This window comes from Alteripontixanthobacter maritimus (assembly GCF_003340475.1).
In the GTDB taxonomy this organism is placed as follows: domain Bacteria; phylum Pseudomonadota; class Alphaproteobacteria; order Sphingomonadales; family Sphingomonadaceae; genus Alteripontixanthobacter; species Alteripontixanthobacter maritimus.
On the sequence record NZ_QBKA01000002.1, the window covers coordinates 970,962 to 988,332 of the forward strand.

Below are 17,371 nucleotides of genomic sequence, written 5' to 3' on the forward strand. Positions count from 1 at the left end.
AAACCGTGATTGGCTGTTTTCTGCGTGTCAGCGTATGCATATGCTTAACCGACATTTCACACCTGGTGATTACTCGCGCATCCTAGTTCCATTTCGGGCTCAGGATACAGACCGCTGCGATGATACGCCTGTTCAAACACTACATTCCGCATGCCGTGTTGCTGCTGGGATTGTTCGACCTGCTGCTGTTGATCGTGGCAGGCGAAGGCGCTTGGCTGTTGCGTGCGGCACAGATCGGTACGGGACCGGGGTCAGTGTATACGCGCGTCGTCCCGCTTGCGGCATTCGCCGGCACCGTCTGGATCGCGATGATCTCGGTCGGAGTGTATGGCACCGACGCCCTACGTTCGATGCGCTATGCGTGCGCCCGTCTGCTGGTGGCCATCAGCCTTGGTATCATCGGCTTGTCAGTGATGGATTTTCTCGTGCCGGGCGCCACATTCTGGCGCTCCACACTCCTTTACGCGATGGGTTTCGCCATCCTGCTATTGGTGGCGAACAGGCTGCTGATCGGCAGTTTCATCGGAACCTCCGCATTTCGCCGCCGTGTGCTGGTGCTGGGCGCTGGCAAGCGCGCGATGCGGATTAAGCGCCTTTCGGAAAAGGATGGTAGCGGTTTTGCCGTAGTGTCCTTCCTCGGCATGAATGAAGGCGCGCTGGAAGTGGAAGAGGCGATTCCGCGCGCGGCAATTCACGATCTGGGCCGGTTCGTGGAAAATATCGGCGCGAGCGAAGTGGTTCTGGCGCTGGAAGAGCGCCGCAATGCGTTGCCTTTGAAAGACCTTGTGCGGGTCAAGACCATGGGCGTACACGTCAATGATTTCAGTAGCTTCATGGAACGTGAGACGGGACGCGTCGATCTGGACACGCTCAATCCCAGCTGGTTGATTTTCTCCGACGGCTTCTCCTCGGGTCGGGTCATCTCCAGCGCCGCAAAACGCATCTTCGACGTAATTGCCAGCCTGACGCTATTGCTGCTGACGCTGCCGGTGATCGCGTTGTTCGCGATCCTTGTAAAAATGGACAGCCGCGGGCCGGCATTCTTCCGCCAACAAAGGGTCGGGCTGTATGGGCGCGATTTCGAACTGGTGAAGCTGCGCAGCATGGCCACCGATGCGGAAAAGGACGGTGCCAAATGGGCGTCGCAGAATGATCCGCGCGTTACCAGGTTGGGCAAGTTCATCCGCAAAGTGCGGATCGACGAATTGCCGCAAGTATGGACGGTGCTGACCGGCAAGATGAGCTTTGTGGGTCCCCGTCCGGAAGTGCCGCAATTCGTCACCGATCTCGACGACAAGATCCCCTATTATGCAGAACGGCACATGGTAAAGCCTGGCATAACGGGATGGGCGCAGATCAACTATCCTTATGGCGCTTCGGTCGAGGATTCCCGGCATAAGCTGGAATATGATCTGTATTATGCGAAGAATTACACCCCGTTTCTCGACCTGCTGATCCTGCTGCAAACGCTGCGCGTGGTATTGTGGCCGGAGGGCGCGCGCTGAGCGTGAACGCATGACCCTTGGCTCCATCCACCTTTGGGCAATCGCCGGCAGCGCAACGCAGATTGCGGGCGCGGCGGCATGCCTGTTTGTGGCGGTCTGGTTATGGCGGCTTCCCGCCCGCCGCGCGAAGCAGCGTGTTCCCGTTACTGCCGCGCTTCTCGCAACAGCGCTGTGGTGCCTGGTGTCCGCGTCGTGGGGATCGGGTGCCCCGCTTGTGAATATCGCCGAAACGATGCGCAATCTTGCCTGGCTCCACGTCATTTATCGGCAGTTCCAGTATGACGGACGGGCCGAGCGGCTAACCCCTGTCAAACCGCTCGTATTTGCGTTGGCGCTGGTTGAAGGGATGCAGCCGCTGCTGGTAGTGCTGACCGCCGGTCTATCGGGCGGTCAGAGCCTTACCATGCTGGCCGAGCAGGTGTCCGCCCTGTTGCGGATGCTGTTCGCGGTGGGCACGTTGATGCTGCTGCACAACGTGTATTCGGTGGCGGCGCGGTCGCAAGCGACAGCCATGCGCTGGGCGATTGCAGCGCTGGCGCTGTTGCTGGCTTTCGATCTGAATTACTACACCGCCGGCTATCTTGGTGATGGGTTTTCTCCGCAACTGGCCAGTCTGCGCGGGTTGATCGTTGTGTTTGTCGCCGCGGCAATCTTGATGACGGCCAGCGCACGCAGCGCCGATTTGCGCCTGCGTCCATCGCGCGCAGTGGCATTCCAGACCCTGTCGCTCGCGGTAATCGGACTGTATTTCGGCGCGATGGTCGTGGGCGCGCGCTCGCTCAGCTTGCTGGGTGGGGACCTTGGTCGGCTGGCGCAAGTCGGTTTCGTCGTCGTGGCAGCGGTTTTTGCCCTGGTTGCCCTGCCGTCTGACAAGCTCCGCGGGTGGCTTCGCGTGAACGTCGTGAAACACCTGTTCAAACACCGATACGACTACCGGGCGGAGTGGCTGCGCTTCACCCAAACGATCGGCCGGGCGGATCGCGGCGACGCCAGTTTCGGGGAACGGGTGGTACAAGCGATGGCAGATATCACCGATAGCCCGTCGGGATTGTTGCTGCTGCCGTCGGACGATGGTGCGTTGGAACTTGGTGCGCGTTTCAACTGGCCGACCCTCGACGTGCCGCCGCGCGCATTGCCGGCGCGGATAGTGTCGCTGTTCGAACGGCATGAATTCATTCTGGACATGGACGAGGCCCGGTCCGGAACCGATTACCACGGTGAACTGCCCGCCATGCCGGACTGGCTGATCGGAGAACAACGCGCATGGGCTATCGTGCCTCTGCTGCATTTCGACCAGCTTACCGGCGTGGTCATTCTTGCACGGCCCAAGCACGTTCGCAGGCTGGACTGGGAAGATTTCGACCTCCTCCGCATCGCGGGTCGGCAACTGGCAAGTTACATGGCAGAACAGGCAAGCCAACGTGCCTTGCTGGAGGCCAACCAGTTCGACGATTTTAACCGGCGGATTGCGTTCGTGATGCATGATATTAAGAACCTTGCCAGCCAGATGTCGCTGCTTGCGGGCAATGCTGAGAAGCACGCGGATAATCCGGCCTTCCATGCCGATATGCTCGTCACCCTGCGTAATTCGTCCGACAAGCTTGAGACATTGCTGGCAAGGCTCGGCCGCTATGGCAAATCGTCGCAAAGCCAGGCGCAGGACGTCGACCTTTCCGAACTGGCTCGCAAGGTTGCCGCGCATTATGTCGGCACCCACCCGGTCCAGCTTTCGCGGGACGAGCAGTGCATTGTGGCTGGCGATCCCGAGGCGCTGGAACAGGCGTTGATCCACATTGTCGGCAACAGCGTCGATGCCAGTCTCGTCAATATGCCCGTCATTCTGGACGTGTCCAGCGACGCGCTGGAAGGTCGTATCGAAGTCAGCGATTCCGGCTGCGGCATGAGCGCCGAGTTCATTCGCGAAGGACTGTTCAAACCTTTCGTGTCGACCAAAGAAGGCGGCTTTGGTATCGGCGCGTATGAGGCGCGCGAGCTTATCCTCGCAATGGGCGGACGATTGGACGTCGATGCCCGGGAAGGGCTCGGTTCACGCTTCGTCATTCGCCTTCCGATAGCGGCAGCCGCGCAGCTGCGTACGAACCACGTTTCGGATGAATCCGCACGAGACGACGCACACGTACAACATCCGAACAAGGTTGCATGATGCCCGATACCAAACCCAAGCTGCTGATCGTGGAAGACGATGCCGGGCTGCAGGCGCAGCTGAAATGGGCGTATGAAGATTTCGAGGTTGTCCAGGCTACCAATCGCGATCAGGCTCTGGCCGCCTTGCGATCCGATATGCCGGCCGTGGTCACGCTGGATCTGGGCCTGCCGCCTGACCCTGACGGCACCACCGAAGGTTTCGCCGTGCTGGACGAAATCATGGCGCTGAAGCCCGACACGAAAGTGATCGTCGCATCTGGCCACGGCGCCCGCGAAAGCGCGCTGACGGCGATCGAACGCGGTGCTTACGATTTTTATCAGAAGCCGGTGGACATCGACACTTTGGGGCTGATCGTGCGCCGGGCGTATGAACTGCACCGGATCGAGGCAGAGAACAGCAGACTGGCAGCACGCGTGTCGCAGGAGCAGACCGTGCTTGGCCGGATTGTCACTGCCGCACCGGAAATGAGCAAGGTCGCCCGCACGATCGAACGGGTCGCGGATACGTCCGTGTCGGTCATGCTGCTGGGCGCGAGCGGTACCGGAAAGGAGCTGATTGCGCGGGGCCTGCATGATGCCAGCAATCGCGCGGATGGGGCATTCGTGGCGATCAATTGCGCTGCCATCCCCGAAACGCTGCTGGAAAGCGAACTGTTCGGCCATGAAAAGGGTGCGTTTACCGGCGCAGTAAAAACCACGGAGGGCAAGATCGAACAGGCCCATGGGGGGACGCTGTTCCTTGATGAAGTAGGTGACATCCCGCTGCCGTTACAAGTCAAATTGCTGCGCTTTATCCAGGAACGGACGATCGAGCGCATTGGCGGCCGGAAGGAAATTGCGGTGGACACCCGAATCGTGTGCGCCACCCACCAAAACCTGGAAGCAATGATCGGAGAAGGGCAATTCCGCGAAGACCTCTTCTACCGCCTCGCCGAAATCGTCGTGAATATCCCGACGCTCGCTGATCGGCCCGGCGACGCCGTGCTGCTGGCCAAATTCTTTCTCGGCCGGTTTGCTGCCGAAATGAACCCGCAGGTAAAAGGCTTTGCGCCTGATGCATTGGCCGCGATCGACGGATGGGGATGGCCGGGAAATGTGCGCGAACTGGAAAACCGGGTGAAGCGCGCCACCATCATGGCAGACGGCAAGCTGGTGTCCGCCGAAGATCTCGATCTGGGCGAGGACGACGATACACAGGCGCTGAACCTGAAGGCAGCACGTGAAGTGTCGGACCGCAAGATCATCCGGCATGCCCTGAGCCGGAGCGACGGCAATATCTCCAGCACTGCAAAGATGCTCGGCATCAGCCGGCCCACCTTGTACGATTTGCTCAAGCAGTATGATCTTCAGCCCTAAAACCCATTCAGCGATATTGCTTGCTTGCTGCACGCTGCTTGCCGCGTGTGGAGGCGGTCCGGACACACCTGACACAAGGGGCGATGTTGCCGCGCTGCTGGCGGATGGTGACGGATTTTCTGCCGAACTGCGCCTTCGTCAGAAGCTCGAGGATGGAGCGGGCGAGGCCGAAATCGCTGCCGACATGGGCGAAGCGGAAATGTTGCAGGGCGAATTGGGGGAAGCGCGCCGTTGGCTCGCACCCGGTGCGTTCACGCCAGATACGGCCGCGCGCGGCTTCCTGCAGCTTGGGCGGCTGGAGATGCGAGAGGGCAATCTGGCTGCTGCGGGACAAGCGTTCGACCGGTCGGCGGCGATCGATGACGAAAACCCGGAACTATGGGTGGATATCGGGCGCCTGCGTTATCGCGGCGGGGAGCAGGCGCAGGCAGTCGAGGCAAGCGAGCGCGCTGTGGAACTGGGGCCAAACCACGCCGCTGCCTTGCAGTTTCACGGCCAGCTCGTGCGCGATTCCGATGGTATGGACGCCGCCCTGCCGTGGTTCGAACGTGCCCTGAAAAGCAATCCCGATGATGCCGAACTGCTGGGTGAATATGCGGCCACGTTGGGAGAGACCGGCCGCGCAAAGGAAATGCTGGCCGCCATTAGAAGGATGACCGAGATAGCGCCCGGTCATCCGCGCGCATACTATCTGCAAGCGGTCCTGGCAGCACGGGCGAACCAGTTCGATCTTGCGCGGTCGCTCTTGTCACGCAGCGGCAACCTCGACCGGAATGTCCCCGCGGCGATGCTCCTGTCCGGCCTCATAGACCTCGAGAACGGCAATTATTCCAGCGCCGCGCAGATGTTTGACCGGCTGTATCGGCTACAGCCCGATAATGGCCGCGTACGCGACCTGCTGGCGCGCGCGCTGTCGCTCTCCGGAGCCGATGGCGAGTTGATCTACCGCATGGGCGAGGCCGCCAGTCGCCCCGGAAGCAGCCCCTATCTGCTCGAGCTAATTGGTAGGGCGCAGGAACGGGTGGGCAACCGCAAGGCCGCGGCGGATGTACTGGCACGTGCGGCGCAGCCTCGCAGTGCCAACCTGGCCGCGTTGCGAGGCAACACACCGCTTAACGTGGCGCAAACGCGCGGAGCGGCGAGCGGCCGCGATGCATTGGCGCTGGTGCGCGCGCTGATCGTGGATGGTCAGTTTGATGCCGCCGCCAGCAGCGGCGCCGCGATCCGCCGCCGCTTTCCCGGTTCTGCCGACGCGTTGGGGTTGGCCGCCGATGCAAGCCTTGCCGATACGCAGATACTGGAAGCGATCGAGTTTTACCGACGATCGGCAGATATTCGCAGGCCCTGGCCGCTCACCCGCCGCATGATCGCCGCTTATCGCGCGCTCTACCGCCAAGACGATGCCGTATCGCTGTTGGAACGGCATCTGGCGGGCGATCCCGGCAATCACGAAGCGGCGGCCATGTTGGGCGTGGTCATGGCCGAGCGTGGGGACTGGATTCGTGCGGTGGCCGCACTCGATCACGCTATTGCGCATGGCGCGTCGCGTGATCCGGAAATGCTGGCTTTGCGCGCGCAGGCGGCGTTGCGGCTACGCCGTCTGGAAGAGGCGCGCGCTTTTGCTGTCAAGGCCTACGCCGTCCAGCCGATGAACCGCTTCGCTACGCTAACCCTAGGCCTGACACTTGGCAAAGAGGAGGGGCGCGACGTGTTCCTCGAAAAGGCCGGTGCGATTTCGACGAGATAGCGGGTCCAGCAGGTCGACTTTGGCATTGATGCGGGGCAGGGCGACCATCGTCCATGAGAATGCTTGCCCGCCTGTTCGATCCGATGGTCCGGCTGTTACTGCTTGCCATCGCATTCGCCGTAATCTTGCCTGCGACCGGCGATGCGCGCGTGGTCGCAGGCTGGATCAGCGACGGCGCGATCTTTCTCCTGTTCCTGCTGAACGGATTGCGGCTTTCGCGCAGCGATGTTGCAGGTGGTTTGCGAAATTTGCGTGTGATGCTGCCACTGGTCGCTTGGTGCTATGGCGCGATGGCGCTGGCGGGGCTGGGCTTGTGGCACGTAACCGCATCGGTCTTGCCACCGATGCTGGCGCTCGGGTTTCTGTTCCTCGGCACGCTGTCATCCACCGTGCAATCGGCAACGGCATATACTTCGATGGCAGGCGGCAATGGCGCGACATCGGTAGTGGCCGCAGCCTTGCTCAACATCCTCGGCGTATTTGTCACTGCTCCCTTGTTTTCGGTATTGGGGGGCGGCGGGGCCGTAACGTTCGGTTCCGAAGCGCTGATACGCATCGCACTGATCCTGTTGTTACCGTTTGCGATCGGTCAGATGTTTCAAGTCCGCATGGCGCGCTGGACTGCGGCCAATCGCCCGCTGATTGGCTGGATGGACCGTATCGCCATCGGGATCGCGGTTTATGTCGCTATGTCCGGCGCGGTTGCCGAAGGGCTGGGAACGCGCGTCGATCCGGCGGCGTGGGGCTGGCTTGGTGCGGGTGTGGCGGTATTTTTGCTCTTCGGCTTCGGCGGAGCTTGGACAGCAGGCGGTGCTCTCCGGCTGCCGCGCGGCGATCGTATCGCGTTCCTGTTTGCGGGCGCGCAGAAAAGCACTGCGATGGGCGTACCGCTGGCCAGCATCCTGTTTACGCCGGCGATGGCCGGGCTCGTGATTGTGCCGTTACTGGCCTATCACCTGCTGCAACTAGTCGTCTCCGCGCCCATCGCACAGCGCCTTACTCGGCAGGCGCTTCCCTGAGCGCTGCTCCCGTGTTTCGCGCCTCGGCCCGGTTGTGCCGGACCGACCACCAAAGCGAAATACCGATCAACGTTGCACCGATCAGACCGGTGATGGTTTCGGGAATGTGGAACTTGGCCGACAGTAGCATGATCGCTCCCAGCGCAATGATGGCCCAGAACGCGCCGTGTTCCAGGAACCGGTATTCGGCCAAAGTTCCCTTTTTCACAAGATGGATTGTCATCGAGCGCACGAACATCGCGCCGATCGACAGACCCAGTGCGATCACTACCATATTGTTGGACAGCGCGAAGGCCCCGATCACCCCGTCGAAGCTGAAGCTCGCATCGAGGATGTTGAGATAAAGGAACCCGCCCAGACCGCTACGCACGATTGCTCCACGGGCGCGCGCTGCCTCTTCTTTCAACTCCAGCAGCGTGCTGACCCCTTCGACGGCGATGAACGTGACCAGACCGAGTATTCCGGCGGTCAGGAAGGTCAGCGCGTCGTCGGGCGTAAGCAGGCCTGCAATGCCCCACAGCACGAGCAAAAGGATGGCAATCTCCGCCGCGGGCAGGGCGGAAAAGCGCGCGAGAAATTTCTCCACCGCGCTGATCCAGTGAATGTCTTTTTCACCGTCGAAGAAGAACTTGAGGCCAACCATAGCGAGGAACGCGCCCCCGAACCCGGCAATGCTGACATGGGCGGAACTGACCAGTCGTTCGTATTCTTCCGGATCATTGAGCGATAGGTCGATCGCCTGCATCGGGCCGATGCCTGCAGCAATCGCCACGATCGCGAGCGGAAACACGATCCGCATCCCGAATACGGCAAAGGCGATCCCCCAGGTAAGAAAGCGCCGCTGCCAGACCTCGTCCATATCCTTCAGGACGCTGGCGTTCACCACCGCGTTGTCAAAGCTTAGCGATACTTCCAGTACGGATAATACAATCACGATCCACAGTAGCGCCAGTGTACCTGATACCGTGCCGGTGCTGGCCCAGCCATACCATACGGCCAGGCCTAGGCAGACAACGGTGAAGATGATCGAAAGCGTGTAGAAGCGCAGCAGCGTGGCCATATCAGTCCGGTCCTGTCGGAAAAGTTTTGCGTCAGCCCTTGGGCTGGTAAGTCTGTTCGGCGGTGGGGAAGCTGCGGTCCTGCACTTCGGCAGCGTATTGCTTCACGGTGTTCTCGATGGTTTCCGCAATGTTTTCATATTTCTTCACGAAGCGCGGTACCCGTTCGAACATCCCCAGCATATCTTCGGTAACAAGCACTTGCCCATCGCAGCGGGCCGACGCGCCGATGCCGATAGTAGGGCAGGCAATCGCTTCGGTCACGGCAATCGCGATCGGTTCAACGACGCCTTCCACCACCACGGCAAATGCGCCTGCTTCGTCTAGCGTGCGCGCATCGCTGACGATCTTGTCCGCCTCTGCATCGCTGCGTCCGCGCGCCATATAGCCGCCGAGCATGTTTACCGCCTGCGGAGTCAGGCCGACATGCCCCATTACCGGGATGCCGCGCTGGGTCAGGAAGGCGACGGTTTCGGCCATGGCCTCGCCCCCTTCCAGCTTGACGGCAGCCGCGCCGCTCGCCTTCAGGAGCGTGGCGGCGCTTTCAAACGCCAGCTGCGGGCTGGCTTCATACGCTCCGAAGGGCATGTCGACGACCACAACGGCATGATAGCTTCCCCGCACCACGGCGGCGGCATGGTTAGCCATCATATCCATCGTCACAGGGACAGTGGAGGGGAGGCCGTAAATGACTTGACCCAGCGAATCCCCCACGAGCAACAGGTCGCAATGCGCATCCAGCAACTGTGCCTGCCGCGCGGTATAGGCAGTAAGCATCACCAGCGGATCGGCTGTTACACCGTCCACCTTGCGGCCACGGATGCGCGGCACCGTAAGGCGCTTCATCGGCGCGGGTGTAGGATTGGCGCGGCTGGTTGCCGTGTCGAGCTGGAAGGTGGTGGACATGGGCACGGCTCTTATCCCTTCGCGCAGGCGTTGAAAAGCTGAGCTGCAAATATGCCCGGGGTCTTGGCGAGCCGGGACTTTCCATGCACAAGGCGATCGGGAGGCGCGGGTACCGCGCTCATGAGGGAACATACGACATCATGGTTGCAACCACCGGAAGCGACGGCATCACCAAACGCGACGGCTGGTCCTCGCGATCGGCATTTATCCTAGCGGCGATCGGCTCGGCTGTCGGGCTGGGGAATATGTGGCGGTTTCCCGCCGAAGCTGGAGCAAATGGCGGCGGCGCTTTTGTGCTGTTCTACATCCTATGCGTCGTTCTGATCGGCTTGCCGGTCCTGCTTTCGGAAACGCTGATCGGCCGCCATGGACAATCTGCGGCCCCTGAAAGCGTGCGGCGCATGGCGCAGGAATCAGGCAAATCGCGGCATTGGGACGTGCTGGCGTCGGTCGGGGTCTTTTCTGCCTTTCTCATCCTCAGTTTCTACTGCGTGGTCGGCGGCTGGGTGCTGTATTACGTCGGCGCGTTCGTGCAGGATCTTTTCACGACCGGTCTAACCGGCGGTGCGTTCCAAGGCCGTCCGGCCGAAGAGGTCGAGGCGCTGTTGCCTGGCTTGTTCGGTAACGGCACCTTAATGGTCGGATTGCATGTCGCGTTTCTGGCGGTCACATTCTACTTCGTCGCCCGCGGCGTATCGGGCGGTATCGAATGGGTCGCGACCTGGCTTATGCCGGCGTTCTTCGTATTGTTCGTGGCGATCACGATCTACGGTGCCTTCACCGGAGCGTTTGCCGAAGCGCTAAGTTATCTCTTCACGTTCGAACCTTCCAAACTGACAGGAAGCGTGATGCTCGCCGCAGTGGGCCAAGCGTTCTTCTCGCTGTCGCTGGGTGTGGCTGGGATGATGACGTACGGCGCCTATGTCGGGCGGGACGTCAATCTTGGCAGCACCAGCGGTATCATTGCAGGCGCAGATACGCTGGTCGCATTGCTGGCCGGCCTGTGCATCTTTCCAATTGTGTTTGCCGCCGGGTTGGAGCCGAATGCCGGCCCCGGCCTGATGTTTCAAAGCTTGCCGCGCGCGTTTCAGGATATGCCGGTCGGCTCGTTGGTCGGAATGCTGTTCTTCATCATGGTATTCTTCGCTGCGTTGACCAGTTCGGTATCGCTGATGGAAGCGCCCACCGCTTGGGTGAAGGACAAGTTCGGCATCGCGCGGCCCATCGCCGCTGCCATTGTATCCTTCGGGGCGCTGGTTCTCGGCGCGCTCGCTGCATTGTCCTTCAACGATCTGTCCGAATTCCAGCCGCTGACCGGTTTTGCCCTGTTCGAAGGGCAGGGCATGTTCGACATTCTCGATACCCTGACAAGCAAGATCCTGATGCCGGTCGGCGCTATTCTCACATCGGTATTTGTGGGCTGGATTGCGTCGAAGCGGTTGGTGGATAGCGAAAACGGTTTGAGCGGCGGTCTGCATGTATTCTGGCTGTTTCTGGTTCGCTGGCTTTGCCCGATCGCGCTGGCGTTGATCCTGCTGGTTGGCATCTTCCCTGAAGTGTTCGGTATGGAGTAACTCTTCAGTTCGCTTTCAGGCGCGCTGCATAAATCGCCTGCGCACAAAAAAAGGGCCGCTCCCAAAACGGAAGCGGCCCTTTTTTGTCGGTATTACCGTCAGCCTACAGGCTGGTTTCGACGTGCTTCTTTTCCGCTTCGTCATGCACAGTCATGCCCAGCGCCATCTTGGCGGTGGTCAGCAAGCCCAAATCGGCGCCCCAAATCTCGGCATCGCCGAGGTCCATGCGCAGGAATAGAATGTCGGGATCGTCCTTCCCGCCGTCGTACCAGGCTTCGACGAAGTTGTTCCACATATCGTCGAAGCGCTGCCGGTCGGTCTCAATCGCCAGTGTCCCGTCGAAGCGGGCAAACATCTCGTGGTCCTTGCTTGCGAAATTGGCTGTAGCCTTACCCAGCTTGGCGAAGTCGCTGCGCGTTTGCGTGAAGAACCAGATTGCGCTGTTGGCATCCTTGTCCAGCTGTGCGGTCATCGGCACGGCAGTATCAGGCTTGCCGTCCAACTGTAGAAAGACGAACGGCGAATCCGCCATCGCTTTCCAGAATTGAGTCTTCTGCTCGTCGGCGGTTGGGTTGTCGGTCATAAAATTCCTTCCTTTCGCCACCAACGATATTTCGCGCAGCATCGTTCCCGTGTGAAAATGCCGGGAAGGTCCGCACGTGGGGCTCGGCGTTGAAAGAAAGAAGCCGCCCGTCCTGTAAAACAGGGCGGGCGGCTAATGTTCAAGAGGTCGTAATTACTTCGACGGTGCCACGAGCAGGCGGTTGTTAAGTGGCTGAAGCGAACGGGCGGTCATGCCCAGCGCGCCCTCGAAAGCCGCGATTTGCGCCGGGCTGGCTGTCATCACCGTCTCGGCAACATGCCAGTTCACATTTTCGCTGCATGGCGGCGTAGTAAGTGAACCCATATAACGATGAACCGAGAGATCGGCCGGAACCATATCGCTCATATCGACCGTAACATCGCCGCCATTCCCGCGTGGCATGGCATCGACGATATTCTGGAGCGCCGGATTGGCTGCGCCCGCTTCGAACATTATTCCAAGAACCCCAAGCGTACCGTCACTGGTCGCGTGTACCAGATGTGCTGTCAGCGGGTAGCGCTTACCGCTGACGGCGTGCTCGGAGGGGGTGTGGAAGTGCACCTGCAACAGGTTGAACAGGCGGTCTCCGGAAATCATGCCCTGGCCCGTCGGCGTATCGACCTGGACCTTGTGCGTGCCGATAGCGAGCTTGCCAGCCGCGTTGCCATATGCGGCAGAAAGTTTCACATCGCCGATAGCACTGGCCTGATCGAGTTCGATCGGGGATTGCATCGCGCCAGCATCGCAGGCGGCATAATCGGAATTGGCGTTGGACCATCTTTCGGCTGTCATGCCGTCGGTATACTTCCAGTCCAGCTGGCCATCTGCTGCTGCGGCACCCGTGGCGATACCGGCCGCGGACAGTGCGGTCAGCGAGGCAGCGGCAATTGCAGTCTTGAATTTCATGTTCGTCTCCAGTCATCTGTCGCAAGGCATGACCGCCCGGCAAGATCGGTTGCAAATTTATATAGAGGATCGAAGAGAATATTCGGCCCCTGTATGCTACGTCCGACATCACGAGTTCTTACTCGCCAGAGGGGCCCGGCCGCGTTCATACTACGTGTCATTTACGGACCGGTTCCCGCCCTTGCAGCATGGCGTACGTCCGGATTGATATTTGATCATGCACCTTGGAAGGCGCGCCCGCATGCACAATATGTTGGAAAAGTTCTGGCTTTTCCCCGTATTGGAACATATAAAGAACGCATGGCGCAGCAGACGATTTTGCAGAAGTTGGAAATACTTGCCGATGCGGCCAAGTACGATGCCTCCTGCGCGTCATCGGGTACCGCGAAGAAAAACTCGTTGGGTTCGTCGAAAGGTATCGGTTCGACCGAAGGGATGGGTATCTGCCATGCCTATGCACCTGATGGCAGGTGCATATCGTTGTTGAAATTGCTGCTGACGAACCACTGCATTTTCGATTGCCACTATTGTGTGAACCGCAAAAGCTCCAATACGCCGCGCGCCCGGTTTACGCCGCAGGAGGTCGTGGATCTCACGCTGAACTTCTACCGGCGCAATTATATCGAGGGTCTTTTTCTCTCTTCCGGTATCATCAAGACATCGAACCATACGATGGAACAGATGGTGGAAGTCGCGCGCATTTTGCGTGAAGAACATGATTTTCGTGGGTATATCCATCTGAAGACCATTCCTGAGGCTGATCCCCAACTGGTGCATCAGGCGGGGCTTTATGCAGACCGGGTTTCCATCAATGTCGAACTGCCCACCGATAGCGGATTAACACGTCTCGCGCCGGACAAGGACGCGCGCCAGATCGAGGGCGCGATGAAGGGCGTGAAAAGCTCTATCGTGGAAGCAACGGATGCGCGCAAACGGTTCAAACATGCGCCTCGTTTTGCACCGGCAGGGCAGTCCACGCAAATGATCGTTGGCGCGGATGCGGCCACCGACGCCGATATCGTCGGGAAGGCGAGCCGGCTATACGATGGGTACAGTCTGCGCCGGGTATACTATTCCGCCTTCAGTCCAATCCCTGACGCAAGTGCTGTGTTACCTCTGAAACGTCCGCCGCTTATTCGCGAACATCGCCTTTATCAGTCCGACTGGCTGATGCGGTTCTACGGTTACAAGGCTGGCGAAGTGATGCAAGCGACGGGTGCTGATGGAAACCTCCCGCTCGATATCGATCCCAAACTTGCCTGGGCGCTCAAATTCCGGGGTGAGTTCCCGCTGGATGTGAACCGCGCGCCGAAAGACCGCTTGCTTCGCGTACCGGGGCTGGGTGTAAAGGCGGTCAACCAAATTCTTGTCGCTCGACGCTACAAGACATTACGGTTGGAGGATGTGGGTAAACTGACCGTATCCATCGCCAAGGTTCGGCCGTTTATATGTACGCCGGATTGGCGCCCGACTCAGCTGACGGACCGCGCGGACTTGCGCGCATTGCTTGCTCCGAAAGAGGAGCAGCTGGAATTGTTTGCCGCATGACCGCGATGGCTAATGATCTCACGCAGGGCGCGTATTATTCGATCGAAATGCCCGCGCCGGACGATTTCGCGTTTTGGCGTGAACAGGCCCGGCGTTTGGTGCAATGCGGTGTCCCGCCGGACAAGGTTGCTTGGGTGGAGCCGGGTGGTTCTGGCGACCTGTTTTCGCAAAGTCAGCTAGGCGGTGGCGGAGCGAACCTTCCAGATCCACCGCAGAATGCATCGCAGCCGCGCGCCAGCAAACGGTTCCTCCAACTGGCAGGCAACGCTGCGCTCCATTCCGACCCGGACCGCTTTGCGCTGTTATACCGGCTGTTATGGCGGCTACAGTCGCAACCGCGTACTTTGGACGACAAAACCGATGCAGATGTTCGCAAGTTGCTCGATCTGGACAAGGCTGTGCGCCGTGACAGCCACAAGATGCACGCATTTGTGCGCTTTCGACTAATCGAGGATGATATGCCGCGAGAAGCGGCCGTGCAGGACGAGGTAGAACATTACGTCGCGTGGTTCGAGCCCGACCACCATATATTGCGAGCCAATGCCGGCTTCTTCATGCGGCGTTTTGCCAATATGAAATGGTCGATCCTTACGCCGCGGGGCACACTGCACTGGGACGGCGAAACCATGCATGAAGGTCCGCCTGCGGAACGTAGCGATGCACCGGAAGGCGATCCGGTAGAGGATTTGTGGCGCAGCTATTACGCCAACATTTTTAATCCGGCGCGGCTGAAAGTCGGGGCGATGATGTCTGAGATGCCGAAGAAATACTGGAAGAACCTGCCCGAGGCGTCTTTGATACCCGAACTTATCGCAGGCGCGCAGTCGCGGGAAAGTACCATGGTGGCTGCTGGCGCGCTTGAATTCGAGGAGAGGCCCCAAACGCTTCCGGCCATCGATCAGGCAATTCACGGCTGCGCGAAATGTCCCATCGGGCAACTGGAAAATCGCGCGGTGATGGGGGAGGGGCCGGATCAAGCCGAAAACTTCTCCGGGTTGATGATCGTTGGCGAACAGCCGGGCGATCAGGAAGATTTGGGCGGCCGACCGTTCATCGGCCCGGCCGGCCAATTGCTCGACGTGCATCTCCAAAAGGCCGGGATCGATCGTGCCACTGCTTACGTCACTAACGCAGTAAAACATTTTAAATATGTCCAGCGCGGAAAACGGCGCATCCATCAATCGCCCGGCGCGAAGGAGATCGACACCTGCCGTTGGTGGCTGGAGGCGGAACGTGAGGTCGTGAAACCCAAGCTGGTGCTGGCCATGGGGGCAAGCGCGGCGCGCAGCATGTTGGGTAGAACGGTCAGTATCACGCGGGCCCGCGGTGAAGCCGTTACGCTGGACGATGGCAGCGAATTGTGGATTACAGCGCATCCTTCCTATCTCCTGCGCTTGGACGGAGACGCCCGCATGAAGCAAGCAGCGCTGTTCGATGCCGATCTCGCTGCCGTGGCGGAACGGCTTAGGGAACTGGCAAACGCGTGACGGGCCGCGCGCCGTTTGTACATGCAGTAGCCTCGGCTGCGGAAGGCATGACTGGATGAAACGTGGCTTTGCCGCAATCACGCTTGGCAAGCAGGCGTTTCGGTATGACCGGATCGCGATCGGGCTGATGTGGCTTGCAGCACCGTTGCTGTTTGGTGCCGCATGGCTGGCGATGCACCCCGAACATGACCCACGCGCGCCGCTGGATCTGCGCGATCCGCCAGGATGGGCGACCGAGCGCAAATTGCTGGCGCTGCGCGGCGATCCGGAATTATGCCGCGCCGTTCTGACCCGTAGCAAAGTGGCATTCACCATGCTGCCACCGCAGGGTGAGGGTGCTTGCGCGAGGCCCGACCGGGTAGTGCTGGACGACATCCCCTTGTCGCCCGATCGACCCCCGACCAGCTGCGCGGTATCGAGCGCGTTGCATCTCTGGCTGGAGCGCGGCGTTAAACCGGCAGCGCTGGAAACCTTCGGTTCGCCGCTCGCCTCCATCGAACATTACGGCGCGTTTTCCTGCCGCCGCCTTTATGGGCAGAGTGACGGTCGCTGGAGCGAGCATGCGACGGGCAACGCGATCGACATTGCAGGCTTCCTGCTGGAGGATGACACTCGCATCAGCGTGCTGAACGACTGGCAGGACGAAGGCGGTACAGGCGACAAGGCCCGCTTCCTCCGTATGGTTCGCGAACATGCCTGCGACAGTTTCGCGACCGTATTGTCACCCGATTACAACGCGGCGCATGGCGACCATTTCCACTTCGACCAGCAAGATCGCGGCTTTGGCGGGGTATGTCGCTGACGCCGTCACGGGTACGCTAACGGGCGGGCGCCTCCAGCGCATATCCAGCGGAGCGAACGGTGCGGATCGGGTCCGACAGGCCTTCGCCTTCCAGCGTCTTGCGGAGCCGGCGGATATGCACGTCTACCGTGCGCAATTCGATGTCGCTTTCCGCGCCCCACACCCCGTCGAGCAACTGGTCGCGGCTGAATACCCGGCCTGGCCGTTCCATGAAAAATTTAAGGAGACGGTATTCGGTCGGGCCGATCTGCACGTCTGCTCCTGCCCGGGTCACCCGGAACGCATTCGGATCCAGCGTGATATCGCCAACCGTAATTTCCTCCCCGGCCAAAGCCGGCCGGATGCGGCGCATGACGGCTGCGACGCGGGCGACCAGCTCGCGCGGGCTGAACGGTTTCGTGACATAATCATCGGCGCCGGTTTCCAGACCCCGGATGCGGTCATCCTCCGCCTCCCGCGCAGTCAGCATGATGACGGGCACATGGGCGGTTGCCTTGTCGCGGCGCAACTGGCGGCAAACTTCTATTCCGCTGGTCCCTTCCAGCATCCAGTCGAGCACTACCAAATCGGGCAATTCTTCGCGTGCCATGACCAGTGCTTCGTCGCCATCCGGCGTTACGCGCACGGTGTAGCCTTCTTTCTCGAACCGGAATTCCAGCAGTTCGGCAAGCGAGGGATCATCCTCCACCAGTAGCAGTTTGCCTTCGCTCATAA

At 60.3% G+C, this 17,371-nt stretch carries 14 protein-coding genes; 9 read left to right on the top strand and 5 right to left on the bottom strand.

Annotated features, from left to right (window positions below; all coding sequences use genetic code 11):
• Positions 1 to 119: 119 nt before the first annotated feature.
• From HME9302_RS04935 to HME9302_RS04955, 5 genes are read left to right on the top strand one after another with little or no spacing between them, the layout of a single operon-like run.
• Complete coding sequence (locus HME9302_RS04935; RefSeq protein WP_115366094.1) at positions 120 to 1,505, top strand: TIGR03013 family XrtA/PEP-CTERM system glycosyltransferase; 1,386 nt, start codon at positions 120 to 122, stop codon at positions 1,503 to 1,505.
• A gap of 10 nt (positions 1,506 to 1,515) precedes the next feature.
• A complete protein-coding gene (gene prsK, locus HME9302_RS04940) occupies positions 1,516 to 3,669 on the top strand; it encodes an XrtA/PEP-CTERM system histidine kinase PrsK (RefSeq protein WP_115366095.1) in 2,154 nt (717 codons plus the stop codon).
• On the top strand, positions 3,669 to 5,027 hold the full coding sequence (gene prsR / locus HME9302_RS04945) for a PEP-CTERM-box response regulator transcription factor (RefSeq protein WP_115366096.1): 1,359 nt from the start codon (positions 3,669 to 3,671) through the stop codon (positions 5,025 to 5,027). Before prsK ends, prsR begins: the two co-directional genes overlap by 1 nt.
• Positions 5,011 to 6,774: a tetratricopeptide repeat protein gene (locus HME9302_RS04950; RefSeq protein ID WP_115366097.1), complete on the top strand. Its 1,764-nt coding sequence runs from the start codon at positions 5,011 to 5,013 to the stop codon at positions 6,772 to 6,774. Before prsR ends, HME9302_RS04950 begins: the two co-directional genes overlap by 17 nt.
• A gap of 53 nt (positions 6,775 to 6,827) precedes the next feature.
• Entirely contained in the window at positions 6,828 to 7,793 is a 966-nt protein-coding gene (locus HME9302_RS04955) for a bile acid:sodium symporter (protein ID WP_115366098.1), read from the top strand.
• Here HME9302_RS04955 and HME9302_RS04960 read toward each other — a convergent pair.
• On the bottom strand, positions 7,771 to 8,853 hold the full coding sequence (locus tag HME9302_RS04960; protein WP_181815690.1) for a DUF475 domain-containing protein: 1,083 nt from the start codon (positions 8,851 to 8,853) through the stop codon (positions 7,771 to 7,773). The two genes, HME9302_RS04955 and HME9302_RS04960, sit on opposite strands and share 23 nt — an antisense overlap.
• Before the next feature lie 31 nt (positions 8,854 to 8,884).
• A complete protein-coding gene (panB, locus tag HME9302_RS04965; protein ID WP_115366099.1) occupies positions 8,885 to 9,757 on the bottom strand; it encodes a 3-methyl-2-oxobutanoate hydroxymethyltransferase in 873 nt (290 codons plus the stop codon).
• Positions 9,758 to 9,897: 140 nt separating this feature from the next.
• On the opposite strand from panB, the gene HME9302_RS04970 reads away from it, so the two are divergent.
• Complete coding sequence (locus HME9302_RS04970) at positions 9,898 to 11,331, top strand: sodium-dependent transporter (protein ID WP_115367483.1); 1,434 nt, start codon at positions 9,898 to 9,900, stop codon at positions 11,329 to 11,331.
• Positions 11,332 to 11,434: 103 nt separating this feature from the next.
• Here HME9302_RS04970 and HME9302_RS04975 read toward each other — a convergent pair whose 3' ends face one another.
• Complete coding sequence (locus HME9302_RS04975) at positions 11,435 to 11,914, bottom strand: pyridoxamine 5'-phosphate oxidase family protein (protein WP_115367484.1); 480 nt, start codon at positions 11,912 to 11,914, stop codon at positions 11,435 to 11,437.
• A gap of 153 nt (positions 11,915 to 12,067) precedes the next feature.
• The gene (locus HME9302_RS04980; RefSeq protein WP_115366100.1) at positions 12,068 to 12,820 is read right to left on the bottom strand and encodes a carbonic anhydrase; all 753 of its coding nucleotides are present in this window, start codon (positions 12,818 to 12,820) and stop codon (positions 12,068 to 12,070) included.
• A gap of 300 nt (positions 12,821 to 13,120) precedes the next feature.
• Here HME9302_RS04980 and HME9302_RS04985 point away from each other — a divergent pair, with 300 nt between their 5' ends.
• The 3 genes from HME9302_RS04985 to HME9302_RS04995 are packed head-to-tail and all read left to right on the top strand — an operon-like array spanning position 13,121 to position 16,657.
• Positions 13,121 to 14,368 (top strand): putative DNA modification/repair radical SAM protein, encoded by a 1,248-nt coding sequence (locus HME9302_RS04985; RefSeq protein WP_115366101.1) that lies wholly within the window; start codon positions 13,121 to 13,123, stop codon positions 14,366 to 14,368.
• Positions 14,365 to 15,855, top strand: coding sequence for a UdgX family uracil-DNA binding protein (locus HME9302_RS04990; protein ID WP_115366102.1), 1,491 nt, complete (start codon positions 14,365 to 14,367; stop codon positions 15,853 to 15,855). Before HME9302_RS04985 ends, HME9302_RS04990 begins: the two co-directional genes overlap by 4 nt.
• 55 nt (positions 15,856 to 15,910) lie before the next feature.
• Complete coding sequence (locus HME9302_RS04995) at positions 15,911 to 16,657, top strand: extensin-like domain-containing protein (protein WP_115366103.1); 747 nt, start codon at positions 15,911 to 15,913, stop codon at positions 16,655 to 16,657.
• Positions 16,658 to 16,673: 16 nt separating this feature from the next.
• Here the strand turns inward: HME9302_RS04995 and phoB are convergent, their stop codons facing one another.
• Positions 16,674 to 17,369: a phosphate regulon transcriptional regulator PhoB gene (phoB, locus tag HME9302_RS05000; protein ID WP_115366104.1), complete on the bottom strand. Its 696-nt coding sequence runs from the start codon at positions 17,367 to 17,369 to the stop codon at positions 16,674 to 16,676.
• Positions 17,370 to 17,371 lie beyond the last annotated feature (2 nt).